Genomic DNA, 25,343 nt, shown 5'->3' with positions numbered 1-25,343 from the left:
TCGGCCTTGACCGCAGCGGGAGACTTAGCCACGCATCACCTCCTGGCAGATATCGACCACCGTGCGGGTGGCATCGGGCTTGGCCAGGCGACGCGCGGTGGCGCCCATGACATTGAGTTTTTCCAGGTGCATCAGAACCTCGGTGAGCTGCGCGGCAAGCTGGGCCGCGTCAGTGGCATGTTGCGCAAGAAGGACGGCCGCGCCCTCCTTCGCCAGATATTCGGCATTGCGGCTCTGGTGGTCGTCGATGGCGTGCGGCAGTGGCACGAGAAACGACGGCAGCCCCGCTGCGGCCAGCTCGCTGACGGTCAGCGCACCGGCGCGGCAAACCACCAGATCGGCCCAACCATAAGCACGCGCCATGTCCTTGATGAAAGGCGCGACCTCGGCTTCGACCGCGGCATCGCGATAACGCTCCGCAGTGATTTCGGCATGTTGCTTACCGGCCTGGTGGAACACCTGCGGACGTAGGTCGGCAGGAATTTTCTCCAGCGCGGCCGGCAGCAATTTGTTCAGCGGCTCGGCGCCCAGGCTGCCGCCCAGCACCAGCAATTTCGGCTTGCGCCCGACCAGCGGCTCGCGCGGCGTTTCCAGGAAAAGCTCTTCACGCACCGGGTTACCGGTGGTGCGGCGCTTGTCGGAAGCACCGAAGGTGTTCGGGAAGGCCTCGCAAATGCGCGTGGCGATACGCGACAGCAGACGATTGGCGGTACCGGCCACGGCGTTCTGCTCGTGAATCACCAGCGGCACGCCAGCCATACGCGCGGCCAGACCGCCGGGACCGGTGACATAACCGCCCATGCCAAGCACGCACACCGGCTGCAGCTCACGCACGATGCGACGCGCCTGCAGCAGAGAGCGCAGCAGCTGGAACGGCGCCTTGAGCAGCGACAGCTTGCCCTTGCCGCGCAGACCGCTGACGTTGATCAGGTGCAGCGGCAGGCCGGCCTGTGGCACCAGCTCGTTCTCGATGCCACGCGGCGTGCCCAGCCAGTGCACGGCATAACCACGGGCCTGGAACTCGCGTGCGCAGGCCAGCGCCGGGAATACGTGACCACCGGTGCCGCCGGCCATGATCAGCACGTTACCGCGCATGGCTGACCTCCTCGGCAAAATCCGCTTCGGTGAAGTCCACGTCCTCGTTACCCAGCACGTTGCGTCGCTCCCACTCGATACGCAGCAGCAGCGCCAGACTGACGCAGCAGATCACCAGCGACGAGCCGCCGTAGCTGAGGAATGGCAGGGTCAGCCCCTTGGTCGGCAACAGACCGGTATTCACGCCGATATTGATCAGGAACTGACCGATCCACAGGAAGGACAGACCGTAGGCCACGTAGGCGGAGAAGAACTGCTTGGCCTTCTCGGCCCACAGACCGATGTACAGGCCGCGCACACAGACGAAGACGAACAGCCCTAGGGTCGCCAGCGCGCCGACGAAGCCCAGCTCCTCTGCCAGTACCGAAAAGACGAAGTCGGTGTGCGCTTCCGGCAGGTAGAACTGCTTCTGAATGCTGTTACCCAGACCGACACCGAACCACTCGCCGCGGCCGAAAGCGATCAGCGCCTGGGTGAGTTGGTAACCTGCGCCATACTGGTCGGCCCAGGGGTCGGTAAAGGTGATCAGACGCTGCAGACGGTACTCCTGGGTCTGCACCAGGACGAACACCGCACCGACAGCCAGGGCCACCATCAGGCCGAAGCGCAGCAGGCCGACGCCCCCCAAAAACAGCATGGCCATGGCCGAGCCCATCATCACCACGGTGGCGCCGAAGTCAGGCTCCAGCAGCAACAGGCCTGCCATTGGCAGCAGCACGACGAAAGGCTTGAAGAAACCGGCCCAGCTCTCGCGTACCTCTTCCTGACGGCGCACCAGGTAACCGGCCAGGTAGACCACCACAAACACCTTGGCGATCTCCGACGGCTGCACGTTGAAGGCGCCGAAGCCGATCCAGCGCCGCGCACCGTTGACCTCGCGGCCGATGCCCGGCACCAGCACCAGCACCAACAGGGCGAAGGCCACCAGCAGCATGATCCAGCCGTAGCGCTGCCAGATGTTCATCGGCACCATCAGCACCACGCCCGCGGCACCAAGACCGATCACCAGATAAATCAGATGGCGAATCATGTGATAGAGCGGGCTACCGGTCTGCGCCGCGGCCACTTCCGAAGACGCCGAAGCGATCATAACCAGGCCGAGGCCGAGCAGGCCCAGGCAACCGGCCAGCAGCGGGAAGTCCAGATCGAGGCCACGACCCAGTAACGGCGAGGGACGAATCTGCAGGAAGGACAACATCAGACGAGTCCCTCCACAGCCTGGGCGAACAGGCGCCCGCGCTCTTCGAAGTTCTTGAACATGTCCAGGCTGGCGCAGGCCGGCGACAGCAGCACGGCATCACCGGCCTCGGCCAGATCGCTGCAGCGCTGCACGGCTTCTTCCAGGCTCGCTACTCGCACCTGCGGTACGGCGTCACCCAGGGTGTCGGCCAGACGCTGAGCATCACGCCCCAGTAGCACCACCGCACGGCAGAAACGTGCGACCGGAGCCTTCAGTGCGGAGAAGTCGGCGCCCTTGCCATCGCCACCGGCGATCAGCACCAGCTTGCCGGCGATATCGGCACCGAGACCTTCGATGGCCGCCAGCGCGGCACCGACATTGGTGGCCTTGGAGTCGTCGTAATAATTCACCCCAGCACGCTCGCCAACCCATTGGCAGCGGTGCGGCAAACCGGTGAACAGGCGCAGGGTCGCGAGCATGGCCTCCATCGGCAGGCCCACGGCATGACCGAGCGCCAGCGCCGCCAGGGCGTTGGACTGGTTATGCGCGCCACGAATTTTCAGCTCACTCACCGGCAGCAGCGCTTCGAAGCGAAACGCCAGAGACTTCTCGCCGTTTTCCTCGAGCAGGCCAAAGCGCTTGAAGTCCGGCTTGCCCAGGCCGAATTCCCAGCAGGTCACCTGGTCGGCGATCAGCGGGCGTGACAGGGCGTCGTCACGGTTGATCACCACCTGACGGGCACCACGGAAGATCCGATGCTTGGCCAGGTGATAGGCCGGCAGACCGCTGTAACGGTCCATGTGGTCTTCGCTGATATTCAGGCAGGTGGCCACTTCGGCATTGAGCTGATCGGTGGTCTCCAGCTGGAAGCTGGACAGCTCCAGCACGTACAGCTCGACATCGTCGGCCAACAGATCCAGCGCCGGCGTACCGAGGTTGCCGCCCACGGCGACACGCTTGCCGGCGGCAGCGGCCATCTCGCCGACCAGGGTGGTGACGGTGCTCTTGGCGTTGGAGCCGGTGATGGCAACGATGGGCGCCTTGGCATGGCGGGCGAACAGGTCGATATCGCCGGACAGCTTGACGCCGCGCGCCGCCGCCTCGGCCAGCGCCGGTGTCGATACCGCCAGGCCCGGGCTCACGTAGAGCTCCGAGGCGCGGCAGAGGAAGTCCACGTCCAGCTCGCCGCAACGTACTTCCACCTGCGGGTAGTCACGCTTGAGCGTCTCCAGCTCCGGCGGGTTCGCGCGCGTATCGGCCACGGCAAAGCGCACGCCCTGCTGCGCCAGGAAGCGCACCAGGGACATGCCGCTCTTGCCGAGGCCGACAACGATGCGGAACTGGTCGGAAGCGATCAATGACACGCTCTATTACCTCAGTTTCAGGGTGGCCAGGCCGATCAGCACGAGAATCACGGTGATGATCCAGAAACGGACGATCACGCGCGGCTCAGGCCAGCCCTTGAGTTCGAAATGGTGGTGAATCGGCGCCATGCGGAACACGCGCTTGCCGGTCAGCTTGAAGCTGGCGACCTGGATGATCACCGACAGGGTTTCCATGACGAACACCCCGCCCATGATGAACAGCACGACTTCCTGGCGCACGATCACGGCGATGGTGCCCAGTGCGGCGCCGAGCGCCAGCGCACCGACGTCGCCCATGAACACCTGCGCCGGGTAAGTGTTGAACCACAGAAAGCCCAGGCCGGCACCAACCAGCGCGGCGCAGAACACGATCAGCTCACCGGCGCCCGGCACGTAAGGAATCAGCAGGTACTCGGCGAAGTTCACGTTGCCCGACAGGTAGCAGAAGATCGCCAGCGCACCGGCCACCATCACGGTGGGCAGGATGGCCAGGCCGTCGAGGCCGTCGGTGAGGTTCACCGCATTGCTGGTGCCGACGATCACGAAGTAGGTCAGCACCACGAAGCCGGCGCCCAGAGGAATGGCGACGTCTTTCAGCAGCGGCAGGATCAGGGTGGTCTCCACCGGGCTCTGCGCAGTCATATAAAGGAAGACGGCGGCAGCGAGGCCGAACACCGACTGCCAGAAATACTTCCAGCGGCTCGGCAGCCCGCGCGAGTTCTTCTCGATCACCTTGCGGTAGTCATCGACCCAACCGATGGCACCGAACAGCAGCGTCACGGCCAGCACCACCCAGACGTAGCGGTTGGACAGGTCGGCCCAGAGCAAGGTGCTCACGGTGATGGCGCTGAGAATCAGCGCACCGCCCATGGTCGGCGTGCCTTTCTTCGACAGGTGCGATTGCGGGCCATCGTGGCGCACCGCCTGGCCGATCTGCCGCACCTGCAGGGTACGGATCATCCACGGGCCGAGCCACAGCGACAGCGCCAGGGCGGTGAGCACGCCGAGGATGCCGCGCAGGGTCAGGTACTGAAAGACCGCGAAGCCCTTGTGAAACTGTTGCAGGTACTCCGCCAGCAGCAGCAGCATTTAGTGAATCTCCCCAGATACGCCACACAGCGCCGCCACGACCTTGTCCATGGCTGCGCTGCGTGAACCCTTGATTAGTAGTGTGCTGCCGGCCTGTTCGGCGCGAAGCGCTTCGATCAGCTCGGCTTGATCGACGAAGTGACGGCCTTTTGAGCCAAACTCCTCGACCGCAAAACGCATCAGCGGGCCAACGGCATACAGCGCATCGACCTTGCCCGCGGCATGGCGGCCGACATCGCGATGGCCCTGTTCAGCCCACTCGCCCAGCTCGCCCATGTCTCCCAGCACCAGGACGGTGCGACCGGAGAAGGCGGCGAGTATATCCACCGCCGCACACATGGACACCGGGTTGGCGTTGTAACTGTCATCGATGACTCGCACGCCGTTAGGCGCCAGCTGCGCTACGGCGCGGCCCTTGACCGGTTGCAGGCTTTCCAGCCCCTGAACCATGGCGACCAACGGCATGCCCAGGGCATGAGCAGCGGCGCAGGCCGCCAGGGCGTTGGCCACGTTGTGTTCGCCGAGCAGGTTGAGCTGAATGCGCGCGCTACCGACCGGGCTGCGCAGGGTGAAGCCCTGGCAACCGCGCTCGTCGCGGGCCAGGTCGCTGCCGTGGAAGTCGGCGCGAGTGTCGCGCAAGGCAAAGCTCAGCACCTTGCGTCCGGCAGCACGGCGCTGCCAGGTGATGAAAGCCTTGTCATCCAGATTGAGCACGGCCACGCCATCGTTCGGCAGGCCTTCGAGAATCTCGCCCTTGGCCTCGACGATCTTTTCCGGACCGCCGAACTCACCCACATGGGCATTGCCGGCATTGGTGATGATCGCCACCTGCGGCCGGGTCAGGCTGACGGTGTAGGCGATCTCGCCGACATGGTTGGCGCCCAGCTCGATCACCCCGGCGCGGTGCTCCGGCGCCAATTCGAGTAGGGTCAGCGGCGCGCCCAGATCATTGTTGAGGTTGCCGCGAGTGGCCAGCACCGCACCGTTCAGACCGGCGCGCAGAATGGACGCGAGCATCTCCTTGACGCTGGTCTTGCCGCTGGAACCGGTTACCGCAGCCAGCGGGCCGGTATAGGCCTGTCGATTCAGCGCACCTAGTTGACCGAGCGCCAGACGCGTGTCGGCCACCAGCAATTGCGGCAACGGTGCATTCTCCACCTCACGCTCGACCAACGCGGCGACCGCCCCCTTGGCGGCAACGTCGGCCAGATAATCATGACCATCGAAGCGTGGGCCGGTCAGCGCCACGAAAAGCTGACCTGCAGCGATGGTGCGGCTGTCGGTGCCAACCGCGGAGAACGCCACATCGGCACCAATCACGCGAGCGTTCAGGTCGGTAGCGACGTCGCTGAGCAACCATGGCTTAAGCATGCGCTGCCTCCCAGGCCGCCAGGGCCTTGTTCGCTTCGATCAGATCGGAGAACGGCTGACGCACGCCCATGATTTCCTGGTAATCCTCATGGCCCTTGCCAGCCAGTACCAGCACATCGGCGGCTTCAGCCTGGGCAATCAGCCGCGCGATGGCATCGCCACGGCCGTGAATGAACTGCACCTGCTCCGGCGCTTTGAAGCCAGCGCGGATATCGGCAACGATCTGTGCCGGCTCTTCCGTACGCGGATTGTCATCGGTCACCCACACCGCATCGGCCAGCCGTTCGGCAACCGCGGCCATCAGCGGGCGCTTGCCACGGTCACGATCGCCGCCGCAACCGAACAGGCAGACCAGACGCCCTTCGACGTGTGGACGCATGGCTTCGAGAACTTTCTCCAGGGCATCCGGGGTGTGCGCGTAGTCGACCACCACCAGCGGCTTGTCGCCGCCACCGAGACGCTGCATGCGGCCCGCTGGCCCCTGCAGTTGCGGTAGGACCTTGAGAATCTCGTCCAGGGCATAGTCCAGCCCCAGCAGCGCGCCGACCACCGCCAGCAGGTTGCTCAGGTTGAAACGACCGAGCAGATTGCTGCGCAGCATGCCTTCGCCACGCGGCGTCACCAGGCGTGCACGCACACCGTGATCGTCGAAGTGCGCTTCGCTGCAATAAAGGAAGGCGCTGGCATCGCTGAGGCTGTAGCCGATCAGGCGTGACTCGTGCGTTTGCGCGGCCAGCTCACGACCAAAGGCGTCATCAAGATTGATCACTCGGCAACGCAGGTTCGGCCAGGCGAACAGCTTGGCCTTGGCTGCGCCATAGGCCTCCATGCTGCCGTGGTAATCGAGGTGATCGCGCGACAGGTTGGTGAACACCGCCACGTCGAACTCCAGAGCCGCGACGCGGCCCTGATCCAGACCATGGGAGGAAACCTCCATCGCCACGGCGCGCGCACCGGCCTGCTTGAGCGACGCCAGGGTGGCCTGCACCCCGACCGGATCGGGGGTGGTGTGCTTGCCCTGCTCCAGCGCGCCATGGAAACCGGTGCCCAGGGTACCGACGATGCCACAACGCTGACCGAGCAGATCCAGTGCCTGAGCCAGCAACTGGCTGACGCTGGTCTTGCCGTTGGTACCCGTAACACCGATCAGGTGCAAAGCGCGGCCCGGCTCACCGTAGAAGCGCCCGGCAATGGCCGAAAGCTGGCCGGCCAGCCCCTTGACCGGCACCAGCACAGCACTTTCAGCATGCATGGGTGCAGCGCCTTCGGCCTCGAAGGCCACTGCCGCAGCGCCGCGCGCAATGGCATCGGCGATATGCACACGGCCATCCTGCTGGGTACCCGGCACGGCCAGGAACAGATCACCCGGACGCACCTTGCGGCTGTCCAGAGTCAGTTCCCGAATCAGCACGCTGCTTTCGGCAGCTGGCAACAGTTGATTGAGTGGCATGGGCATCAGTTACGCCCTCCCTGGCCAACGGCGGCCATCTTCTGCTCGGGCGGCGGCAGATTGTCTGGCGCAATGTTCATCAAGCGCAGCGAACCTGCCATCACCCGGCTGAACACCGGTGCGGAAATCAGGCCGCCGTAGTAGGCACCCTTGCCGGGCTCGTCGATCACCACCACCAGCGCGATGCGCGGGTCCTGCGCCGGGGCGAAACCGGCAAACAGAGAGCGGTAGGAGTTGGTCTGGTAGCCCTTGGCGCCAGCATTGGTCTTGCGCGCGGTGCCACTCTTGCCCGCGACGTGGTAACCCGGAACCTGGGCACGGAACACGCCTCGCGGCGCCTCGACCACCTGCTGCAACATGCCCTGCAGGGTCTTGGCCACGTCGGGCGACATGACCTGCATGGCGCCCGGCTTGCTGTCCACGCGAATCATCGACAGCGGCGTCATGCCGCCACCGTTGGCCAGTGCGGCATAGGCATGCGCCAGTTGCACCGCAGTCACCGAGAGGCCATAGCCGTAGGACAGCGTGGCGGTCTCCGCCTGCCGCCACTGGCGGTGATTGGGCAGATTGCCAACCCGCTCACCCGGGAACCCGAGGCCGGTATCGCGACCGAAACCCAGGTTACTCAGCACGTGATAGATATTCTCTCCGCCCACGTCGAAGGCGATCTTGCTCATGCCAACGTTGCTTGAGTTGATCAGGATACCGGTCAGATCCAACGCCGGACCTTGCGTGCGGGAAACGTCGCGAATGCTGTAGCGGCCGATCTGCAGAGTGCCGTTGCCGACCTGAACGATGTCGCTGGGTTTCCAGCGACCGGTCTCCAGCGCAGCGGACATCGACAGCGGCTTGATGGTCGAACCAGGCTCGAACACGTCGATCATGGCGCGGTTGCGCATGGCTGCCGGGGTCAGGTTGCGACGGTTGTTCGGGTTGTAGGTGGGATGGTTGACCATCGCCAGCACTTCACCGGTCTTCACGTCGACCATCACCAGGCTGCCGGCCTTGGCATCGTTCTCCAGCAACGCATTGCGCAGCTCGCGATGGGCCAGGTACTGCAGGCGCAGATCAATGGACAACGCCAAGGCCTTGCCAGCCTTGGCGTTCTGCGCGACCTGAACGTCCTTGATCAACTTGCCACGCCGGTCCTTGAGCACCTGGCGCTTGCCCGGCACACCGGCCAGCCAGTCTTCGTAGGCCAGCTCCATGCCCTCACGACCCCGGTCGTCGATATCGGTGAAGCCGACGACATGAGCCGCCACTTCGCCAGCCGGATAGAAGCGGCGGAATTCTTCGATGGCATAAACGCCCGGGACTTTCAGGTCCAGCACACGCTGACCGTTCTCCGGGGTCAGGCCACGCACCAGATACATGAACTCGCGCTCCTTGTTCTGCTCAAGACGCGCGGCGAAGTTGACGGGATCCTGGCCGAGTGCGGCAGCCAGCGCCGGCCACTGCTCACGACCGGCCTGCAGCTCCTTGCCGTTGGCCCACAGCGTGGTAACAGGGGTACTGACGGCCAGCGGCTCGCCATTGCGGTCGGTGATCAGACCACGATGCGCCGGGATCGGGATATGCCGCACGCTGCGAGCATCGCCATGGGCCTTGAGGAAGTCATGGTCGAGCACCTGCAGGTCGAGCATGCGCCAGGCGATGGCGCCTACCATCAGCGCCAGCAGCACCAGCACCAGGCGGAAGCGCCAGGGATAGAGTGCGCCTTCGAGCCCGATCATGGACGCACCATGCGCACGGCGGCAGGGTCAGGGATGTGCATTTTCAGCTGTTCAGTGGCCAACGCTTCGATGCGGTTGTGCGCGGTCCAGGTACTTTGCTCGAGAATCAGTCGTCCCCACTCGGCCTGCGCCTTGTCACGCACGCTCAGCTCGCCGTACAGCTCATTGAGCAACAGACGATTCCAGTGCGCGCTGTAAGACACCGCCACAGCGGAAATCAGGATGGCGATGAACAGCAGCAGCATCAGGAAGCTGCCGCTGGGCATGGATTTGATCAGCCGGCGGCTCACCGCAATTTCTCCGCGATGCGCATCACCGCGCTGCGCGAGCGCGGATTGGCCTTGAGTTCGGCCTCAGCGGCGTAGACCGGTTTGCCGATCAGTTTCAGACGCGGTTCGAAGGCTTTTGGAATGATCGGCAGATCACGCGGCAGCTTGTCCGCCTCGCCCTTGGCCTGACGCTTCATGAACTGTTTGACGATACGGTCTTCCAGCGAGTGGAAGCTGATCACCACCAGGCGGCCACCGACCTCAAGCGTTTCCAGCGCCGCTTCGAGACCGCGCTCGAGATCACCGAGTTCGTTGTTGACGTGGATGCGGATGCCCTGGAAGGCACGCGTCGCCGGGTTCTTGCCCTTTTCCCAGGCCGGATTGGCCACGGTCAGCACTTGGGCCAGATCGGCAGTGCGGGTGAACGGCTGCTCGGCGCGGCGCTGCACCACGGCGCGCGCCATGCGCTTGGCGAAACGCTCTTCGCCGTAGTCCTTGAGCACGCGGGCGATTTCGTCTTCACCCGCCGTGGCAATCCAGTCAGCGGCACTGACGCCGACATCCGGATTCATGCGCATGTCCAGCGGGCCGTCATTGAGGAAGCTGAAACCACGCTCGGGATCGTCCAGCTGCGGCGACGACACGCCGAGATCCAGCAGAATGCCGGAAACCTGACCGGAAATGCCGCGGACAACAGCTTCGTCGCCAAGTTCCGCAAAACTGCGCTGCACAACGACAAAGCGGCCGTCTTCGGCCGCCAATGCTTCCCCGGTGGCTATCGCCAGGGGATCCTTGTCGAACCCCAAGAGCCGTCCGTCTGGCCCGAGCTTCTGCAGGATCAGCCGACTGTGTCCGCCACGCCCGAAGGTGCCGTCCATATAACGACCATCACCGCGCACAGCCAGCCCCTCGACAGCTTCGTCGAGCAGCACGGTGATATGGCGGAAGTTGCTATCGGTCATGGTCACAGGATCAGGTCACGCAGGTCATCGGAAAGGGCACCGGGCTGCTTGATGGCAGCGAGGTCGGCTTCGGCTACGGCATTCCAGGAATCTTCATCCCAGAGTTGAAACTTGTTCAGCTGGCCGACGAGCATCGCTCGCTTGTCCAGCTTGGCGTATTCGCGCAAACGCGGCGGCACCAGGAAGCGGCCACTGGCGTCCAGCTCGAGATCGACAGCATTACCGATCAGCAGACGCTGCAGGCGGCGGTTCTCTTCACGGAAGGAGGCCAGCTCGCGCAGCTTGTTCTCGATCAGCTCCCACTCGGCCAGGGGATAAACGCAAAGACAGGGGTCGACGGCGTCGATGGTCACGATGAGCTGGCCACTGCAACGCGCAACGAGCTCGTCACGATACCGACTCGGCATCGCGAGGCGCCCTTTGGCGTCGAGACTGATGGCGTTAGCTCCGCGAAACACGGCTGCGCTTCCCCTGTAATTAGCTTTCCATGCCCAAAAAAACCCACTTCGTGCCACTTCTTACCACTTGCGCACACTATAGGAACGCGCACGCCCCACCGTCAAGGCGCTCCAGAAGGGAAAAATCCTTACAGGACGGAGATTTAGCGAACAAAAGCGAGGGGAAAAGGGATGCCGGAACCGGCTTTTGACAGACAAATCTCAACCATTCCAGCCAGCTGAAATTCGAACTTAAAGTAATTTGTTAAGAGTAAGAATTTTTCGGTATCAGACAGGAGGGAGATAGAAGCACAACGCGAGAAAGGAAGGAGGAGAGTCGATCTGTAAGCCGGGTTCTGTCGAGGACAGTCATTCCTCTACGGCGTACATCACTGCACGCCTTTAGCAACCTACCCGGTTCCAGCGCGGGCCACGCCGATGGAACCCTATTTGGTCTTGCTCCGAGTGGGGTTTACCTAGCCACGGACTGTTGCCAGCCGTGCGGTGCGCTCTTACCGCACCTTTTCACCCTTACCGGCGCCGAAACGCTTAGGCGGTTATTTTCTGTGGCACTTTCCGTAGGCTCACGCCTCCCAGGCGTTACCTGGCACTCCGCCCTATGGAGCCCGGACTTTCCTCCCCCTTCTTGCGAAGGCAGCGACTGTCCGATCGACTCTCCGCCGGCAAGGGTACCGGGCGTGATGGCAAGCTGCAAGCCAGACTGATAGCGGGTGAATCAAGCCTTACGCTCCAGAGCGACCTGATAGAGCAGATTCTTGCGCACCCCGGTAATCTCCGCCGCCAGCGCCGCTGCGCGCTTGAGCGGCATTTCCGCCATCAACAGATCGAGCACACGCAGGGCTTCGGCACTGACTGCGTCCTCGCCTTCCGGCGCCTGCCAGCCTGCCACCAGCACCACGCACTCGCCGCGCTGCTGATTGCTGTCTGCGCCCACCCATTCGCATAGTTCGGCCAGCGGCAACCCCTGCAGAGTCTCGAAGGTCTTGGTCAGCTCACGCGCCAGCAATGCAGGGCGATCACCGCCAAACACATCTCGCATATCCTGCAAGCACTCGAGAATACGATGTGGCGCCTCATAGAAGATCAGCGTGCGTGGCTCTTCGCGCACCTGCTCCAGACGCGTACGGCGTCCCACCGCCTTGGCCGGCAGAAAACCTTCGAAGATGAAGCGATCCGAGGGTAGACCAGCTGCCGACAGCGCGGCGATCAGCGCGCAGGCGCCCGGCACCGGCACCACCGCAATCCCTGCAGCGCGCGCCTGGCGCACCAGGTGGTAACCCGGGTCGGAAATCAGCGGCGTGCCCGCATCGGAAATCAGCGCAACATCCTCACCGGCCTGAAGGCGCGCCAGAAAGCGCCCGCCCTGGTCGCGCTCATTGTGTTCGTGACAGGCAGCCAGCGGCGTCTCGATTCCAAAATGCTGCAGCAGGCGCACCGAATGCCTGGTGTCTTCAGCGGCGATCAGCGCCACCTCGCGCAAGATCCGCAACGCCCGCGCGCTGATGTCATCCAGATTGCCAATGGGCGTGGCGACCACATATAGGCTGCCTGGCTGGACGCTTGAGACGGCGGGCTGACTCACTGGAAACACCTCGTTAATTGAAAGAGCGCTCATTCTAGCCGGTTCCGCCCCTGCGGCATCGCACGGATGTCGCCCCTTGGGTACAATCGCCGCTCGTTTTGCTCAAGTATCAGGATGACCCGATGATCGCTAGCCTGCGCCCTCTTTCTGCTCTTTTCCTGGCCGGCCTGCTCGCCGCCTGCGCCAGCTCGCCCTCCAACAACCTGGGCCAGCTGCCACGCACGCCACAAGCCAGCATCGAGCAGATGCTCCAGCAAGCTGACGAGAGCAAGCCGGAACAGGCTGCCCTGCTGCGCCTGTCCGCTGCCGACCAGAGCTATCAGCAGAACGATGTAGCCCGCGCCACCCGCATTCTCGAGCAGATCGACATTGCCAGCCTGCAACCCGCGCAACAGATCTTCGCCAGCACCCTCAAGGCCGAGCTGGCCATGGCCCGCAAACAACCCAAGAGCGCGCTGAAAGCGTTGCAGCACCCTAGTCTCGAGCGCTTGGCTGAGCTGCCGGTCGAGCAGCAGATTCGCACCCAACTGGTCCGCGCGCGCGCCCTGGAAGCCGACGGCCAGACCCTGGCCGCCGCCCGCGAACGCGTATTCATCGCACCGCTGCTGAGCGGCCAGGTCGCGACCGACAACCACGAGAACATCTGGGAGCTGGTCTCCAGCCTGCCGCCGCAAACCTCTGCCGGCGCCGACAGCGACCTGGCCGGCTGGCTGGAATTGGCGCGAGTGACCAAAAGCGGTGCCACCCTCGAACAGCAACAAGCAGCCATCGACCAGTGGGTCGCACAGAATCCGCAACACCCGGCCGCCGAGCAGTTGCCCGAAGCACTGAGAAAACTGCGCGAACTGGCCAGCCAGCCGCTGACCCGCGTCGCCCTGCTGCTCCCCCAGGAAGGCCAGCTGGCCAGTGTCGCCCGCGCCCTGCGTGACGGCTTCCTCGCCGCTCATTACGAAGCTCAGCAGGCCGGGCAGAACCCACCGGAAATCAAGCTCTACGACAGCTCCCGGATTGGCTCGCTGGATGCCTTCTACCAACAGGCACAAGCCGATGGCGTACAACTGGTGGTCGGTCCGCTGGAAAAACCACTGGTCAAGCAACTCAGCGACCGCGAGCAACTGCCAATCACCACCCTCGCCCTGAATTACAGCGACGCAGGTCAGGAAGGCCCGGCGCAACTGTTCCAGTTCGGCCTGGCCGCCGAGGACGAAGCCCGCGAAGTGGCTCGCCGCGCCTGGAATGACGGCATGCGCCGCGCCGTGGCCCTGGTGCCGCGCGGCGACTGGGGCGACCGCGTACTGGATGCCTTCCGCCAGAGCTGGCAGGCCCAGGGCGGCACCCTGATCGCCGCCGAACATGTCGACCAACCGGTGGAACTGGCCCGGCAGATCGCCGACCTGTTCCAGCTGCGCGAAAGCGAAGCGCGCGCGCGCCGCCTGCAGAATACCTTGGGCACCAGCCTGGATGCCCAACCGGCGCGCCGTCAGGACATCGACTTCATCTTCCTTGCGGCCACCCCGCAACAGGCTCAGCAGATCAAACCGACCCTGGCCTTCCAGTACGCCGGCGACGTGCCGGTCTACGCCACCTCGCATCTGTTCACCGGTGCCCATAGCCAGGCCCAGTACCAGGACCTGGAAGGCATCCGCTTCTGCGAAACGCCCTGGCTACTCGACGCCCACGCGCCATTGCGCCAGGAAGTCAGCAATCAGTGGCCGCAGGCCGGCGGCAGCCTCGGCCGTCTGTATGCCATGGGAGTCGACGCCTACCGCCTGGCGCCACGCCTGGGCCAGCTCAAGGCCCTGCCTGACTCGCGCATCGACGGCCTGTCGGGCAGCCTCAGCCTCAATGCCACGCAGCGCATCGAGCGCCAACTGCCCTGGGCCGAGTTCCGTGGTGGCCAGGTTCAGCGCCTTCCTGACAGCATCAATTGAGTGCACACAACGATCTGGGGCGAGCCGCCGAACAGGCGGCTCGCCAGCATCTGGAACGTAACGGCCTGCGCCTGATCGAACAGAACTGGAGCTGTCGGCGTGGCGAGCTCGATCTGGTCATGCTCGACGGCGATACAGTAGTATTCGTCGAGGTCCGCGCCCGTCGCCACAGTGCCTGGGGCGGCGCCCTGGAGAGCATCGATGCGCGCAAGCGTGGCAAGTTGGTCATCGCCGCAGAACTCTTCCTACAGCAACAGTCACGCTGGGCCCGCTACCCCTGCCGCTTCGACGTGGTCGCCATCAGTACCGACGGTGCCACTCGCCTCGACTGGATCAAGAACGCCTTCGATGCCTGACGGCCGTAAATTCAAGGTTTAACCGATGGACATGCAATCCCGAATCCGCCAGCTCTTCCAAGCCAGCATTGACACCAAGCAGCAGGCCATGGAGGTTCTGACTCCATACATCGAGCACGCCAGCCTGGTGATGGTCCAGGCCCTGCTCAACGAGGGCAAGATCCTTTCCTGCGGCAACGGCGGCTCCGCCGGTGATGCCCAGCATTTCTCCTCCGAGCTGCTCAACCGTTTCGAGCGCGAGCGCCCCAGCCTGCCGGCCATCGCGCTGACCACCGACAGCTCGACCATCACCTCCATCGCCAACGACTACAGCTACAACGAGATCTTCTCCAAGCAGATCCGCGCACTCGGCCAACCGGGCGATGTACTGTTGGCGATTTCCACCAGCGGCAACTCCGCGAATGTCATCCAGGCCATTCAAGCTGCACATGATCGTGAGATGACCGTCGTCGCCCTCACCGGCCGCGACGGCGGCGGCATGGCCTCGCTGCTGCTGCCGGAAGACGTCGAAATCCGCGTTCCAGCCAAAGTCACCGCACGCATTCAGGAAGTCCATCTGCTGACTATCCACTGCCTCTGCGACCTGATCGACAGTCAATTGTTTGGGAGTGAAGAATGAAGCGTTCCGCCCTGATTCTGGCCGCCCTGGCCGTTACCCTGACCCTGGCAGGCTGTGGCAGCCGCAGCATCGGCAACAAGATCGATGACCAGTTCCTGGGCCCGGAAGTCGCATCGCGCATCAGCAATGCACACGCCGACCTGTCCAGCCCGACCTCGCGCATCGTGGTTACCAGCTATAACGGCGTGGTGCTGCTCGCCGGACAAACCCCGCGCAGCGAGCTCAAGGATCGCGCCGCTCAGACCGCCCGTGGCGTACAGGGCGTGAAGAAGGTCTACAACGAGTTGCAGGTACAGCAACCGGCATCCCTGCTGGCACGCAGCAACGATTCGCTGCTGACCACCAAGATCAAGACGCAAATGCTGGCTGACAGCAGCGTACCGAGTGCACGGGTCAAGGTCGTGACCGAGAACGGCATCGTCTACCTGCTCGGCCTGGTCACCCGCGAAGAAGCCAACGCCGCTACCCGCGTGGTACAGAGCGTATCGGGGGTGCAGCGGGTTGTGCGCCTGTTCGAATATACCAACTGATTCGAACGCAGAAACGACAAGGGCGCCCATGGGCGCCCTTTTCATTGCTCACTTGACCACTTTCAGACTTGGCCGGCCACTGGGACGCGATGGCTCGCCGCCGGACGGCCCATCATCATCCGGCTCTGGCTCTTCCGGACCACCCGCAACCGACGGCTCCATATCGAAGACCATACCTTGACCGTTCTCCCGCGCGTAGATCGCCAGGATCGCCGCAACCGGAATGTACAGGCTGTGCGCGACGCCACCGAAGCGCCCTTCGAAGCTCACCGCCTGATTGTCCATATGCAGGTGTCGCACAGCACTGGGCGAGGCATTGAGCACGATCTGACCATCGCTGGCGAAGCCTGGTGGCACCTGCACGCCCGGATACTCGGCACTGACCAGCAAATGTGGCGTGCAATCGTTATCGACGATCCATTCGTAGAGGGCGCGAACCAGATAGGGACGACTGGAATTCATGGTTTCCTCCTTCTCAGCGCATCGCGCGCTCGGCAGCAGAAAGACTGGCCTGAAAGGCCTCACGGACGAACTGACGCTCCATATAGTCGAGCAGCGGCTTGGCCGGACGCGGCAACTCGATACCCAGAACCGGCAAACGCCAGAGAATGGGCAGCAGGCAGCAATCCACCAGACTCAGCTCGTCGCTGAGGAAGAATGCCTTGTCCGCGAACAGCGGCGAGACGCCGGTCAGGCTCTCGCGCAACTCCTTGCGCGCCAGTTGGCGCTCGGCCTCCTTGCTGCGCTTGTCGAGAATACGGTCGACCAGCACGCACCAGTCACGCTGGATACGGTGCATCAGCAGACGACTGTTGGCGCGAGCAACCGGATAGACCGGCAGCAATGGTGGATGCGGGTAACGCTCGTCCAGATACTCCATCACCACGGACGATTCGTACAGCGCCAGGTCACGATCGACCAGCGTTGGCACACTGCCGTAGGGATTGACCTCGGCAAGCTTGGGCGGACAACGGCCCTGCTCGACATCGATGATCTCGACGCTGACACCTTTCTCGGCGAGCACCAGACGCACGCGATGGGAATAGTGGTCGGCGGGGTCGGAGTAGCAGGTCAACCTATTGGTCACCGCCATGGCGATCCTCCTCGCTTTTTTTGATTTTGCAGAAACACGAAGAATTGCCCAAGGCAATTCTTGAAGTTGCACGTGACCACACCGCAAGGTGGCCACCTGGAATGGCGGAGCACAAAAACCTGCGCGCCCATAAGGGCGCGCAGGTGTATGCAGAGAACTGCAACGGCTTAATGCACGTCCTTCCAGTACTCACGCTTGAGCAGGTAGGCGAACACGAAGAAGAACGCCAGGTACAACAGCACATAGGTGCCGATGCGCTGGGACTTCAGCTTGACCGGGTTGGCCGAGTAAGCCAGGAAGGTCACCAGGTTCTTGATCTTCTCGTCGAACTCGGCCTCGCTCAGCTTGCCGGTATTCGGCTCTACGGTCAGCTGATCGCAGGCTTCGTGAGTGATCGGCGCGCCAGTCAGCGGGTCGAACTGCTTCTTGCCATCAGTGACGACCTGAACCTGCTTGCAGCCGATCACCTGATTGCCCTGCAGGCTGACCAGCACATTGGGCATACCCACGTTCGGGAACACCTTGTTGTTGGCGCCCAGCGGACGGCTCGGATCTGCGTAGAAGGTGCGCAGGTAGGTGTACAGCCAGTCGTTGCCACGCACACGAGCGACCAGAGTCAGATCAGGCGGCGCTGCACCGAACCAGGCCTTGGCATCATCCGGCTTCATGCCGATCTTCATGTGGTCACCGATCTTGGCGTCGTTGAACACCAGGTTGTCCAGCATGATTTCGTGCGGGATGCCGAGGTCGTCGGCAACACGCTCGTAACGCTGGTACTGAGCCGAGTGGCAGCCCATGCAGTAGTTGGCGAAGGTACGCGCGCCGTCCTGCATGGCAGCCTTGTCGGCCAGATCGATATCGACCTTGTCCAGCGGGTAGTTGCTGGAAGCGCCCATGGCCAGAGCCGGCAGCGCAGCGAAAACAAATGCAGCGAAGAGCTTTTTCATCAGCCAGTCACCCTTTCCGGAACCGGTTTGGTCTTCTCCATCCTGGTGTAGAACGGCATCAGGATGAAGTACGCGAAGTACAGGAAGGTGCACACCTGCGACAGCAGGGTACGACCCGGGGTCGGTGCCAATACACCCAGCACACCCAGGATGACGAAGGAGATGCAGAACACCACCAGCCAGATCTTGCTCATCCACCCCTTGTAGCGCATGGATTTGACCGGGCTACGGTCGAGCCAGGGCAGCACGAACAGAACGGCGATGGCTGCACCCATGGCGATTACGCCGAGCAGCTTGTCCGGCACCGCACGCAGAATCGCGTAGAACGGCGTGAAGTACCAAACCGGGGCGATGTGCTCAGGTGTCTTGAACGGGTTCGCCGCTTCGAAGTTCGGTTTCTCGAGGAAGTAACCGCCCATCTCCGGGAAGAAGAACACCACGAAGCAGAACACGAACAGGAACACCACTACGCCGACGATATCTTTCACGGTGTAGTAAGGGTGGAAGGCGATGCCATCGAGCGGCACACCGTTCTCGTCCTTGTGCTTCTTGATGTCGACGCCGTCCGGGTTGTTCGAACCGACTTCGTGCAACGCCAGGATGTGCAGCACGACCAGGCCAAGCAGAACGATCGGCAGTGCGATCACGTGCAGGGCGAAGAAGCGGTTCAGGGTGATACCGGAGATCAGGTAGTCACCACGGATCCACTGGGTCAGGTCGTCGCCGATCACCGGAATGGCACCGAACAGCGAGATGATCACCTGGGCGCCCCAGTAGGACATCTGGCCCCAGGGCAGCAGGTAGCCCATGAAGGCCTCGGCCATCAGCACCAGGTAGATCAACATGCCGAAGATCCACACCAGCTCGCGCGGCTTCTGGTAGGAGCCGTAGAGCAGACCGCGGAACATGTGCAGGTAGACCACCACGAAGAACGCCGAGGCGCCGGTGGAGTGCAGGTAGCGCAGGATCCAGCCGTACTCGACGTCACGCATGATGTATTCGACGGAGGCGAACGCGCCTTCAGCCGAAGGTTCGAAGCTCATGGTCAGCCAGATACCGGTAACGATCTGGTTGACCAGCACCAGCAGCGCCAGCGAGCCGAAGAAATAGAAGAAGTTGAAGTTCTTCGGGGCGTAGTACTTGGAGAGATGGTCTTCCCACATCTTGGTGGCGGGGAAGCGCGCATCCACCCATTCCATGAATTTGCTCATCACGCGTTCTCCTGGTCCACACCGATGATGATCACATCATCCGTTTCGTAGGTGTGCGGCGGCACTGGCAGGTTCAGCGGTGCAGGCTGTGCCTTGTACACGCGACCGGCGAGGTCGTAACGCGAACCGTGGCAAGGGCAGAAATAACCACCCACCCAGTCCGGGCCCAAGTCTGCCGGGGCTACTTCCGGGCGGAAGGACGGCGCACAACCCAGGTGGGTGCACAGGCCTACCAGAATCAGCAGCTCTGGTTTGATCGAGCGGGTTTTCTTGTCCACGTATTCCGGCTGCACGGAGGCAGCGGACTCGGGATCGGCGACGCTGCCTTCGATCTTGGTCAGATTGGCCAGGATCTCCTCGGTACGGCGCACGATGAACACCGGCTGACCGCGCCACTCAGCAACCATCTGCTGACCTGCCTCGATCTTGCTGACGTTCACCTTCACCGGTGCACCGGCCGCCTTGGCCTTGGCACTGGGGAACCATGACCCCACGAACGGAGTCGCAGCACCTACCGCTCCTGCTGCACCCACCACGGAGGTGGCTGCAACCAGGAAGCGACGCCGGCCTGCATTCACGCCGTCATTGCTCATTCAGTCGTCTCCCATCAGCTTTGTGGCCTGTTGTTCAGGCCTCTACTAAGTAAAAATCGGGCCGCGCAAAAAATTCGCCAAATGGTAAAGAAAAGCCCCTTTTCTGACAAGGTAATTACCCCCGAAGAGACTGGCGAAAGCCTTGACGCGTGCGGCTTGCGCGTCTGCGGCACGTTGTCGCAGCACTTTGCCACGCCCATAAAAAACGCCCAGCTCCGTAAGGAAACTGGGCGCTTTTGGAAGCGTAGTCGCGATTAACGCTTCGAGTACTGCGGACGCTTACGCGCTTTACGCAGACCGACTTTCTTACGCTCGACTTCACGGGCGTCGCGAGTAACGTAACCAGCTTTACGCAGCGGGCTGCGCAGGGTTTCGTCGTACTCGATCAGAGCGCGGGTGATGCCGTGACGGATGGCACCAGCTTGACCACTGACACCACCACCAGCAACGGTGACGAAGATGTCGAACTTCTCGACAGTCTCGGTCAGCTCCAGCGGCTGACGCACGACCATGCGAGCGGTTTCGCGACCGAAGAAGGTATCCAAGGTGCGATTATTGATCGAGATGTTACCAGTACCCGGACGCAGGAAAACGCGCGCGGTTGCGGTCTTGCGACGGCCAGTGCCGTAGTTTTGAGTCGCCGACATAATGAACTATTCCGTTAAATCTTCAGTTCTTGGGGCTGCTGAGCGGTGTGCGGGTGAACTGCACCCTTGTACACCTTCAGCTTACGGTACATGTCGCGACCCAGCGGGTTCTTCGGCAGCATGCCTTTGACCGCAGTCTCGATCACGCGCTCAGGAGCACGAGCGATCAGCTTCTCGAAGTTGATCTCTTTGATGCCGCCCGGGAAACCGGAGTGGGAGTAGTACTTCTTGTCGCTGGCTTTGGCACCAGTTACACGCACCTGCTCGGCATTGATCACGACGATGTAGTCGCCGGTATCAACGTGCGGGGTGTACTCAGGCTTGTGCTTGCCACGCAGACGGCTCGCGATTTCGGTGGCCAGACGACCCAGGGTCTTGCCAGCAGCATCAACGACGAACCAGTCGCGTTTTACTGTTTCCGGTTTAGCAGTAAAAGTTTTCATTCTTTATAGCCTCAGGGGCCGCCCAGCAAAAATAGACGGCGGATCTTACTGGATAGTGCGTACTTTGACAAGTCAAAGGCAGCCGCATACGGACGCTATCGGGGGCTCGGGTCAGCGCGTCCACAATACGGCAAGATTCTTCGGCAGGCGGCGCATCACTTCCACCGCAGAAAGAGGTGCCGGATTATCCTGATTGCGAAAAAAATTTCAACCTGCTTGTATGACTCTTTTGCCAAGGGAGTACTCCATGGAATACCGCAAGCTGGGCCGAACCGATCTCGATGTCAGCGCACTGTGCCTGGGCACCATGACCTGGGGCGAGCAGAACAGCGAGAGCGAAGGCCATGCTCAGATCGAACGAGCCAAGGCCAGCGGCATCAACTTCATCGATACCGCCGAGATGTACCCGGTGCCGCCGCGCGCCGAAACCTACAGCAAGACCGAGCAGATCATCGGCAGCTATTTCAAGCAGCGCGGCGACCGCGCTGACTGGATTCTGGCCAGCAAGATCGCCGGCCCCGGCAACGGCATCAGCCATATCCGCGACGGCCAGCTGAAATTCAATCGCCAGCACATCGTCGCCGCCCTGGATGCTAGCCTCAAGCGCCTGCAAACCGACTGGATCGACCTGTACCAACTGCACTGGCCGGAACGCCCGACCAACTTCTTCGGCCAACTCGACTACAAGCACAAGGACGTTGAATTCACACCACTGGAAGAAACCCTGGAGGTGCTCGACGAACAGGTCAAGGCCGGAAAGATCCGCCATATCGGCCTGTCCAACGAAACCCCGTGGGGCACCATGAAATTCCTGCAGTTGGCCGAAAGCCGTGGCTGGCCGCGCGCGGTGTCGATCCAGAACCCTTACAACCTGCTCAATCGCAGCTTCGAAGTGGGTCTGGCGGAAGTGGCGATTCGCGAGCAGTGCGGCCTGCTGGCCTACTCACCGCTGGCCTTCGGCATGCTCAGCGGCAAATACGAAGGTGGTGCCCGTCCGGCTGGCGCACGCATCAGCCTGTTCAGCCGCTTCGCCCGCTACACCAACCCGCAATCGGAAGCGGCCTGCTCACGCTACGTGGCCCTGGCCCGCGAGCACGGCCTGGACCCTGCGCAGATGGCCCTGGCCTTCGTCACCGCGCAGCCATTCGTGACCAGCAACATCATCGGCGCCACCAGCCTGGCGCAACTGGATAGCAATCTGGCCAGTGCAGAGCTGAAGCTCTCCGAGGAAGTGCTCGCGGGTATCGAAGCGATCCACAAGGCGCAACCCAGCCCCGCACCTTAAAAGAGGGAAGGCTGATCGCGCCTGGCATCGCGTCGCGAAGCCAGGCGATCAGCCAGGCGAGTCGGCTCGGGCAAACGGTGACGCCTGACGCAGGACATCACCAGTTCGGGCACTCGCTCGAGGCTGACCCGATTGCCCGGCGAGACGATCAGCGGCCGCACGCGGTCCTTGCTGCGCAACACCCAACCGATCTGCTCGCCCCTACTGCTCAGCAGCTCGACACAAGCACCACGCGCCTCGGCCAGCTCGGCGTGATGCCCCGTGAGAATCTTCTTGGCCACACCAATGGTCGGCAAGCCGCTGACCACCCCCAAATGCGCGGCGATGCCCAGGCCGCGCGGGTGGGCGATGCCATGGCCGTCGACGAAGATCAGATCCGGCTCCTGCGGCAAGCCAGCCAAGGCCTGCAGCAAGGCCGGCAGTTCGCGAAAGGACAGCAGCCCTGGCACGTAGGGCATGCTGGTGGGGATGCGCACCACGCATTCGGCCAGCGGTTCCAGAGTATCGGCGTCCAATAGCACCGCGGCAGCGCGAGTGATGGCGCCGCCCTCCTCGAACCCGACATCCACGCCCGCCAGGTGATGTAGCGGCGGATGATCGTCTTCTAGTCGTACTTGCCGGGCCAGTTGCGTCTGCAACTCACGGGCAGCCGCCGGGCTGCCATCCCAGTCCGCGAACGGGGATGCAGCCAGATCGCTCAATCGGGTCATGAAGCTCTCCAGACATTTCTGCCTTGGAGCCGCAGGACGACGTCTGAGTTCGCCCCGCGAATTACACCAGCGAGCGGGAAATGATCTCCTTCATGATCTCGTTGGTACCGGCGTAGATGCGCTGCACCCGCGCATCGGCCCAGGCGCGCGCCACCGGATATTCCCACATGTAGCCGTAGCCGCCGTGCAGCTGCACGCACTCGTCGAGCACCTTGCACTGCAAATCGGTGGTCCAGTACTTGAGCATCGCCGCCGTCGGCACATCGAGCTTGCCTTGCAGGTGCAGCTCCAGACAACGGTCGATGAACACCCGACCGACCTGAATCTCCGTCGCCATCTCGGCGAGCTTGAAGCGGGTGTTCTGGAAGTCCGCCACGGCCTTGCCGAACGCCTTGCGCTCACGGGTGTAATCCAGCGTCCACTGCAGCGCGGCCTCCGCCGAAGCCAGGGCGCCGATGCCAACGGTCAGGCGCTCCTGCGGCAGCTCCTGCATGAGGTAGGCGAAGCCCATGCCCGGCTGCCCCAGCAGATTCTCCTTGGGCACGCGCACGTCCTGGAAGAATAGCTCGGAGGTGTCCTGCGCCTTCATGCCCACTTTCTCCAGGCGCTTGCCCTTGGAGAAGCCCGGCGTGCTGGCTTCTACCAGGAACAGGCTGGTGCCCTTGGCACCCGCCTTGGGATCGGTCTTGGCCACCACGATCACCAGATCGGCCAGCCAGCCATTGGTGATGAAGGTCTTCGAGCCGTTGATGACGTATTCGTCGCCATCGAGCACGGCGGTGGTCTTCACGCCCTGCAGATCGGAGCCCGCGCCCGGCTCGGTCATGGCAATGGCCGTGACCATTTCACCGCTGACCAGCTTGGGCAGGTAGTGCTGCTTCTGCGCCTCGCTGCCGTAATGCAGGATGTAGGGCGCGACGATGTCCGAATGCAGCGAGAAACCGATGCCGGTCAGCCCCAGGCGCCCGATCTCTTCGATCACCACGGTACTGTAGAGAAAGTCAGCCGCCATGCCGCCATATTCTTCGGGGATATGCGAACACAACATTCCCGCCTCGCCTGCCTTGTTCCATAGCGCACGGTCGATATGCCCGTCCTTTTCCCACTGATGGTGATAAGGCACGGCTTCCTGCTCGAGAAACTTGCGCACGCTGTCACGAAACAGTTCATGGTCGGAGCTGAATAGGGTTCTGGGAATCATGGCGCTACCTGTGTCTGGGGCGGGAGGAAAAGCATGGCCTCGACTTTAGCCAAGCAAACGCTTGGTCGCACTGGACACAAGCGCCAAAAAATAAGACGATCCAGCCGCTACATGACCACTTAGCCTTGAACAAGAATAAATACTTATGGTTATTCCAGAGCCGCGCACGGCGTTGCGCCGTGTCAGCATTCTCGCCACCGACGGCGTCTTCGCCTCCACCCTGATGCAAGCCAAGGACTTCTTCCACATGGCAGGCATTCGCTATGCCAAGCAGCAGGGCCTGGGCTTTGAGCCACCGTTCGACATCCATCTGGTCAGCCCGGATGGACTGCCCGTAAACAGCTTCAGCAAGGTCAAGGTGCCGGTAGATGGCGGTCTGGACAGCTGCGACGTGATCATCCTGCCTGCCTTCTGGGACGATTTCGACGCACTCAGTCGTCGTTATCCACAGGTACTGGACTGGCTCAAACGCCAACATGCCAGCGGTACGGCGATCTGCGGCGAGGCCAGCGGGGTGTTCTGGATGGCCGAAGCGGGACTACTCGACGGCAAGGAGGCGACCACTTACTGGCGCTTCTTCCGCGAGTTTGCCGAGCGCTTCCCCAAGGTGTTGCTCAATCAGGACAAGCACCTGTCCGATGCCGACAACCTGTACTGCGCAGGCGGCGTCACCTCGGCCTGCGACCTCTATATCTATCTGATCGAGCGTTATTGCGGCGCCGGCGTGGCCCAGGGCGTGGCACGCGACATTCTCTACGAGGTACAGCGCAGCTATACGCCGGGGCGCATCGGCTTCGGCGGGCAGAAACTGCACCAGGACGTCACCGTGCTGCAGATCCAGCATTGGCTGGAGGAGCACTATGCCGACAAGTTCCGTTTCGAGGACGTGGCCCGCGAGCACGGTATGAGCATCCGCAATTTCATGCGTCGCTTCCAGAGCGCCACCGGCGACAAGCCCCTGCACTACCTGCAGCGCCTGCGCATCGAAACCGCCAAGAGCCTGCTGTCCTCCACCCGCAAGAGCATCAAGACCGTCAGCTACGAGATCGGCTACGACGATGCCAGCTTCTTCGCACGCCTGTTCCGCCAGCACACGGGGCTGTCCCCCAACCACTACCGCCGTCAGTTCCAGCAGCAGCCCCAGTGAAATCGCGCAGGCGCCGTTCGCCGCGCCTGCGGCGATTCGGTAACGCCTTGCACTAGACGATCTGTCTACCAACCCGC

Annotated in this window: 26 protein-coding genes and 1 other RNA gene; 6 read left to right on the top strand and 21 right to left on the bottom strand. The window is 62.7% G+C overall.

From position 1 onward, the window contains the following. Positions 1–24: 24 nt before the first annotated feature. From murG to rsmI, 12 genes are all read right to left on the bottom strand, one after another. Positions 25–1,095 (bottom strand): undecaprenyldiphospho-muramoylpentapeptide beta-N-acetylglucosaminyltransferase, encoded by a 1,071-nt coding sequence (gene murG, locus JWV26_RS15610; protein WP_206417271.1) that lies wholly within the window; start codon positions 1,093–1,095, stop codon positions 25–27. Continuing rightward, on the bottom strand, positions 1,085–2,293 hold the full coding sequence (gene ftsW / locus JWV26_RS15605; RefSeq protein ID WP_206417270.1) for a putative lipid II flippase FtsW: 1,209 nt from the start codon (positions 2,291–2,293) through the stop codon (positions 1,085–1,087). Before ftsW ends, murG begins: the two co-directional genes overlap by 11 nt. Then, the gene (gene murD, locus JWV26_RS15600; protein WP_420890301.1) at positions 2,293–3,582 is read right to left on the bottom strand and encodes a UDP-N-acetylmuramoyl-L-alanine--D-glutamate ligase; all 1,290 of its coding nucleotides are present in this window, start codon (positions 3,580–3,582) and stop codon (positions 2,293–2,295) included. Before murD ends, ftsW begins: the two co-directional genes overlap by 1 nt. 63 nt (positions 3,583–3,645) lie before the next feature. Further along, complete coding sequence (gene mraY, locus JWV26_RS15595) at positions 3,646–4,728, bottom strand: phospho-N-acetylmuramoyl-pentapeptide-transferase (RefSeq protein ID WP_017678966.1); 1,083 nt, start codon at positions 4,726–4,728, stop codon at positions 3,646–3,648. Then, a complete protein-coding gene (locus JWV26_RS15590; RefSeq protein WP_206417268.1) occupies positions 4,729–6,099 on the bottom strand; it encodes a UDP-N-acetylmuramoyl-tripeptide--D-alanyl-D-alanine ligase in 1,371 nt (456 codons plus the stop codon). It lies immediately after the preceding gene. Continuing rightward, the gene (locus tag JWV26_RS15585) at positions 6,092–7,555 is read right to left on the bottom strand and encodes a UDP-N-acetylmuramoyl-L-alanyl-D-glutamate--2,6-diaminopimelate ligase (RefSeq protein ID WP_206417267.1); all 1,464 of its coding nucleotides are present in this window, start codon (positions 7,553–7,555) and stop codon (positions 6,092–6,094) included. Before JWV26_RS15585 ends, JWV26_RS15590 begins: the two co-directional genes overlap by 8 nt. Then, positions 7,555–9,282, bottom strand: a complete 1,728-nt coding sequence (locus JWV26_RS15580) for a peptidoglycan D,D-transpeptidase FtsI family protein (protein ID WP_206417266.1) — start codon at positions 9,280–9,282, stop codon at positions 7,555–7,557. The genes JWV26_RS15585 and JWV26_RS15580 overlap by 1 nt, the downstream gene beginning before the upstream one ends. Next, positions 9,279–9,548, bottom strand: coding sequence for a cell division protein FtsL (gene ftsL, locus JWV26_RS15575; RefSeq protein ID WP_186351489.1), 270 nt, complete (start codon positions 9,546–9,548; stop codon positions 9,279–9,281). Before ftsL ends, JWV26_RS15580 begins: the two co-directional genes overlap by 4 nt. Positions 9,549–9,568: 20 nt before the next feature. Further along, the gene (rsmH, locus tag JWV26_RS15570) at positions 9,569–10,513 is read right to left on the bottom strand and encodes a 16S rRNA (cytosine(1402)-N(4))-methyltransferase RsmH (RefSeq protein ID WP_196456613.1); all 945 of its coding nucleotides are present in this window, start codon (positions 10,511–10,513) and stop codon (positions 9,569–9,571) included. Between the two features lie 2 nt (positions 10,514–10,515). Further along, entirely contained in the window at positions 10,516–10,971 is a 456-nt protein-coding gene (gene mraZ, locus JWV26_RS15565; protein ID WP_003459315.1) for a division/cell wall cluster transcriptional repressor MraZ, read from the bottom strand. Positions 10,972–11,279: 308 nt separating this feature from the next. Continuing rightward, positions 11,280–11,627: RNase P RNA component class A (gene rnpB, locus JWV26_RS15560), an RNA gene on the bottom strand. A 59-nt stretch (positions 11,628–11,686) separates the two neighbouring features. Then, complete coding sequence (gene rsmI / locus JWV26_RS15555; protein ID WP_206417265.1) at positions 11,687–12,586, bottom strand: 16S rRNA (cytidine(1402)-2'-O)-methyltransferase; 900 nt, start codon at positions 12,584–12,586, stop codon at positions 11,687–11,689. Positions 12,587–12,675: 89 nt separating this feature from the next. Here rsmI and JWV26_RS15550 point away from each other — a divergent pair, with 89 nt between their 5' ends. Genes JWV26_RS15550 through JWV26_RS15535 form a run of 4 tightly spaced genes read left to right on the top strand, consistent with a single transcriptional unit; the run spans position 12,676 to position 15,989 of the window. Beyond that, positions 12,676–14,484, top strand: a complete 1,809-nt coding sequence (locus tag JWV26_RS15550) for a penicillin-binding protein activator (RefSeq protein WP_206417264.1) — start codon at positions 12,676–12,678, stop codon at positions 14,482–14,484. Then, complete coding sequence (locus JWV26_RS15545; RefSeq protein WP_074913498.1) at positions 14,481–14,840, top strand: YraN family protein; 360 nt, start codon at positions 14,481–14,483, stop codon at positions 14,838–14,840. Before JWV26_RS15550 ends, JWV26_RS15545 begins: the two co-directional genes overlap by 4 nt. Before the next feature lie 25 nt (positions 14,841–14,865). Then, entirely contained in the window at positions 14,866–15,459 is a 594-nt protein-coding gene (locus JWV26_RS15540; RefSeq protein WP_017678957.1) for a phosphoheptose isomerase, read from the top strand. After that, a complete protein-coding gene (locus JWV26_RS15535; RefSeq protein WP_072423045.1) occupies positions 15,456–15,989 on the top strand; it encodes a BON domain-containing protein in 534 nt (177 codons plus the stop codon). Before JWV26_RS15540 ends, JWV26_RS15535 begins: the two co-directional genes overlap by 4 nt. A gap of 48 nt (positions 15,990–16,037) precedes the next feature. Here the strand turns inward: JWV26_RS15535 and JWV26_RS15530 are convergent, their stop codons facing one another. From JWV26_RS15530 to rplM, 7 genes are all read right to left on the bottom strand, one after another. Further along, complete coding sequence (locus JWV26_RS15530) at positions 16,038–16,451, bottom strand: ClpXP protease specificity-enhancing factor (protein ID WP_072423046.1); 414 nt, start codon at positions 16,449–16,451, stop codon at positions 16,038–16,040. A 13-nt stretch (positions 16,452–16,464) separates the two neighbouring features. Further along, positions 16,465–17,082 (bottom strand): glutathione S-transferase N-terminal domain-containing protein, encoded by a 618-nt coding sequence (locus JWV26_RS15525; protein ID WP_021488096.1) that lies wholly within the window; start codon positions 17,080–17,082, stop codon positions 16,465–16,467. Positions 17,083–17,249: 167 nt separating this feature from the next. Next, positions 17,250–18,029 carry a cytochrome c1 gene (locus JWV26_RS15520; RefSeq protein ID WP_072423048.1) on the bottom strand — a complete coding sequence of 260 codons (780 nt, stop codon included), beginning with the start codon at positions 18,027–18,029 and terminating at the stop codon, positions 17,250–17,252. Further along, positions 18,029–19,240, bottom strand: coding sequence for a cytochrome b (locus JWV26_RS15515; protein WP_072423049.1), 1,212 nt, complete (start codon positions 19,238–19,240; stop codon positions 18,029–18,031). The genes JWV26_RS15520 and JWV26_RS15515 overlap by 1 nt, the downstream gene beginning before the upstream one ends. After that, positions 19,240–19,833, bottom strand: a complete 594-nt coding sequence (gene petA, locus JWV26_RS15510; protein ID WP_021488093.1) for a ubiquinol-cytochrome c reductase iron-sulfur subunit — start codon at positions 19,831–19,833, stop codon at positions 19,240–19,242. The genes JWV26_RS15515 and petA overlap by 1 nt, the downstream gene beginning before the upstream one ends. Positions 19,834–20,087: 254 nt before the next feature. Beyond that, positions 20,088–20,480: a 30S ribosomal protein S9 gene (gene rpsI, locus JWV26_RS15505; RefSeq protein ID WP_003459292.1), complete on the bottom strand. Its 393-nt coding sequence runs from the start codon at positions 20,478–20,480 to the stop codon at positions 20,088–20,090. A 14-nt stretch (positions 20,481–20,494) separates the two neighbouring features. Continuing rightward, positions 20,495–20,923: a 50S ribosomal protein L13 gene (rplM, locus tag JWV26_RS15500; RefSeq protein ID WP_017678951.1), complete on the bottom strand. Its 429-nt coding sequence runs from the start codon at positions 20,921–20,923 to the stop codon at positions 20,495–20,497. A gap of 247 nt (positions 20,924–21,170) precedes the next feature. On the opposite strand from rplM, the gene JWV26_RS15495 reads away from it, so the two are divergent. Continuing rightward, positions 21,171–22,208, top strand: coding sequence for an NADP(H)-dependent aldo-keto reductase (locus JWV26_RS15495; protein ID WP_206417263.1), 1,038 nt, complete (start codon positions 21,171–21,173; stop codon positions 22,206–22,208). Here the strand turns inward: JWV26_RS15495 and nfi are convergent. Both nfi and JWV26_RS15485 read right to left on the bottom strand, forming a co-directional pair. Then, positions 22,205–22,918, bottom strand: a complete 714-nt coding sequence (gene nfi / locus JWV26_RS15490) for a deoxyribonuclease V (RefSeq protein WP_093048763.1) — start codon at positions 22,916–22,918, stop codon at positions 22,205–22,207. The two genes, JWV26_RS15495 and nfi, sit on opposite strands and share 4 nt — an antisense overlap. Positions 22,919–22,979: 61 nt before the next feature. Next, on the bottom strand, positions 22,980–24,119 hold the full coding sequence (locus JWV26_RS15485) for an acyl-CoA dehydrogenase family protein (protein WP_017678948.1): 1,140 nt from the start codon (positions 24,117–24,119) through the stop codon (positions 22,980–22,982). 145 nt (positions 24,120–24,264) lie between these two features. Between JWV26_RS15485 and JWV26_RS15480 the strand changes: the two genes are divergently transcribed. Continuing rightward, complete coding sequence (locus tag JWV26_RS15480; RefSeq protein ID WP_017678947.1) at positions 24,265–25,266, top strand: GlxA family transcriptional regulator; 1,002 nt, start codon at positions 24,265–24,267, stop codon at positions 25,264–25,266. Positions 25,267–25,343: the final 77 nt, after the last annotated feature.

The sequence above is a fragment of the Ectopseudomonas toyotomiensis genome (assembly GCF_017167985.1).
Lineage (GTDB): Bacteria > Pseudomonadota > Gammaproteobacteria > Pseudomonadales > Pseudomonadaceae > Aquipseudomonas > Aquipseudomonas toyotomiensis.
The sequence above is the reverse complement of the archived record's forward strand: the minus strand, read 5'-3'. Positions and strand labels throughout refer to the sequence as shown.

Coding starts and splice junctions, on each gene's coding strand:
- murG (WP_206417271.1), bottom strand. CDS start 1,095: ATGCGCGGTAACGTGCTGATCATGGCCGGCGGCACCGGTGGTCACGTA.
- ftsW (WP_206417270.1), bottom strand. CDS start 2,293: ATGTTGTCCTTCCTGCAGATTCGTCCCTCGCCGTTACTGGGTCGTGGC.
- murD (WP_420890301.1), bottom strand. CDS start 3,582: ATGTCCCTGGTGCGCTTCCTGGCGCAGCAGGGCGTGCGCTTTGCCGTG.
- mraY (WP_017678966.1), bottom strand. CDS start 4,728: ATGCTGCTGCTGCTGGCGGAGTACCTGCAACAGTTTCACAAGGGCTTC.
- JWV26_RS15590 (WP_206417268.1), bottom strand. CDS start 6,099: ATGCTTAAGCCATGGTTGCTCAGCGACGTCGCTACCGACCTGAACGCT.
- JWV26_RS15585 (WP_206417267.1), bottom strand. CDS start 7,555: ATGCCCATGCCACTCAATCAACTGTTGCCAGCTGCCGAAAGCAGCGTG.
- JWV26_RS15580 (WP_206417266.1), bottom strand. CDS start 9,282: ATGATCGGGCTCGAAGGCGCACTCTATCCCTGGCGCTTCCGCCTGGTG.
- ftsL (WP_186351489.1), bottom strand. CDS start 9,548: ATGCCCAGCGGCAGCTTCCTGATGCTGCTGCTGTTCATCGCCATCCTG.
- rsmH (WP_196456613.1), bottom strand. CDS start 10,513: ATGACCGATAGCAACTTCCGCCATATCACCGTGCTGCTCGACGAAGCT.
- rsmI (WP_206417265.1), bottom strand. CDS start 12,586: ATGAGCGCTCTTTCAATTAACGAGGTGTTTCCAGTGAGTCAGCCCGCC.
- JWV26_RS15550 (WP_206417264.1), top strand. CDS start 12,676: ATGATCGCTAGCCTGCGCCCTCTTTCTGCTCTTTTCCTGGCCGGCCTG.
- JWV26_RS15540 (WP_017678957.1), top strand. CDS start 14,866: ATGGACATGCAATCCCGAATCCGCCAGCTCTTCCAAGCCAGCATTGAC.
- JWV26_RS15535 (WP_072423045.1), top strand. CDS start 15,456: ATGAAGCGTTCCGCCCTGATTCTGGCCGCCCTGGCCGTTACCCTGACC.
- JWV26_RS15530 (WP_072423046.1), bottom strand. CDS start 16,451: ATGAATTCCAGTCGTCCCTATCTGGTTCGCGCCCTCTACGAATGGATC.
- JWV26_RS15525 (WP_021488096.1), bottom strand. CDS start 17,082: ATGGCGGTGACCAATAGGTTGACCTGCTACTCCGACCCCGCCGACCAC.
- JWV26_RS15520 (WP_072423048.1), bottom strand. CDS start 18,029: ATGAAAAAGCTCTTCGCTGCATTTGTTTTCGCTGCGCTGCCGGCTCTG.
- JWV26_RS15515 (WP_072423049.1), bottom strand. CDS start 19,240: ATGAGCAAATTCATGGAATGGGTGGATGCGCGCTTCCCCGCCACCAAG.
- petA (WP_021488093.1), bottom strand. CDS start 19,833: ATGAGCAATGACGGCGTGAATGCAGGCCGGCGTCGCTTCCTGGTTGCA.
- rpsI (WP_003459292.1), bottom strand. CDS start 20,480: ATGTCGGCGACTCAAAACTACGGCACTGGCCGTCGCAAGACCGCAACC.
- rplM (WP_017678951.1), bottom strand. CDS start 20,923: ATGAAAACTTTTACTGCTAAACCGGAAACAGTAAAACGCGACTGGTTC.
- JWV26_RS15495 (WP_206417263.1), top strand. CDS start 21,171: ATGGAATACCGCAAGCTGGGCCGAACCGATCTCGATGTCAGCGCACTG.
- nfi (WP_093048763.1), bottom strand. CDS start 22,918: ATGACCCGATTGAGCGATCTGGCTGCATCCCCGTTCGCGGACTGGGAT.
- JWV26_RS15485 (WP_017678948.1), bottom strand. CDS start 24,119: ATGATTCCCAGAACCCTATTCAGCTCCGACCATGAACTGTTTCGTGAC.
- JWV26_RS15480 (WP_017678947.1), top strand. CDS start 24,265: ATGGTTATTCCAGAGCCGCGCACGGCGTTGCGCCGTGTCAGCATTCTC.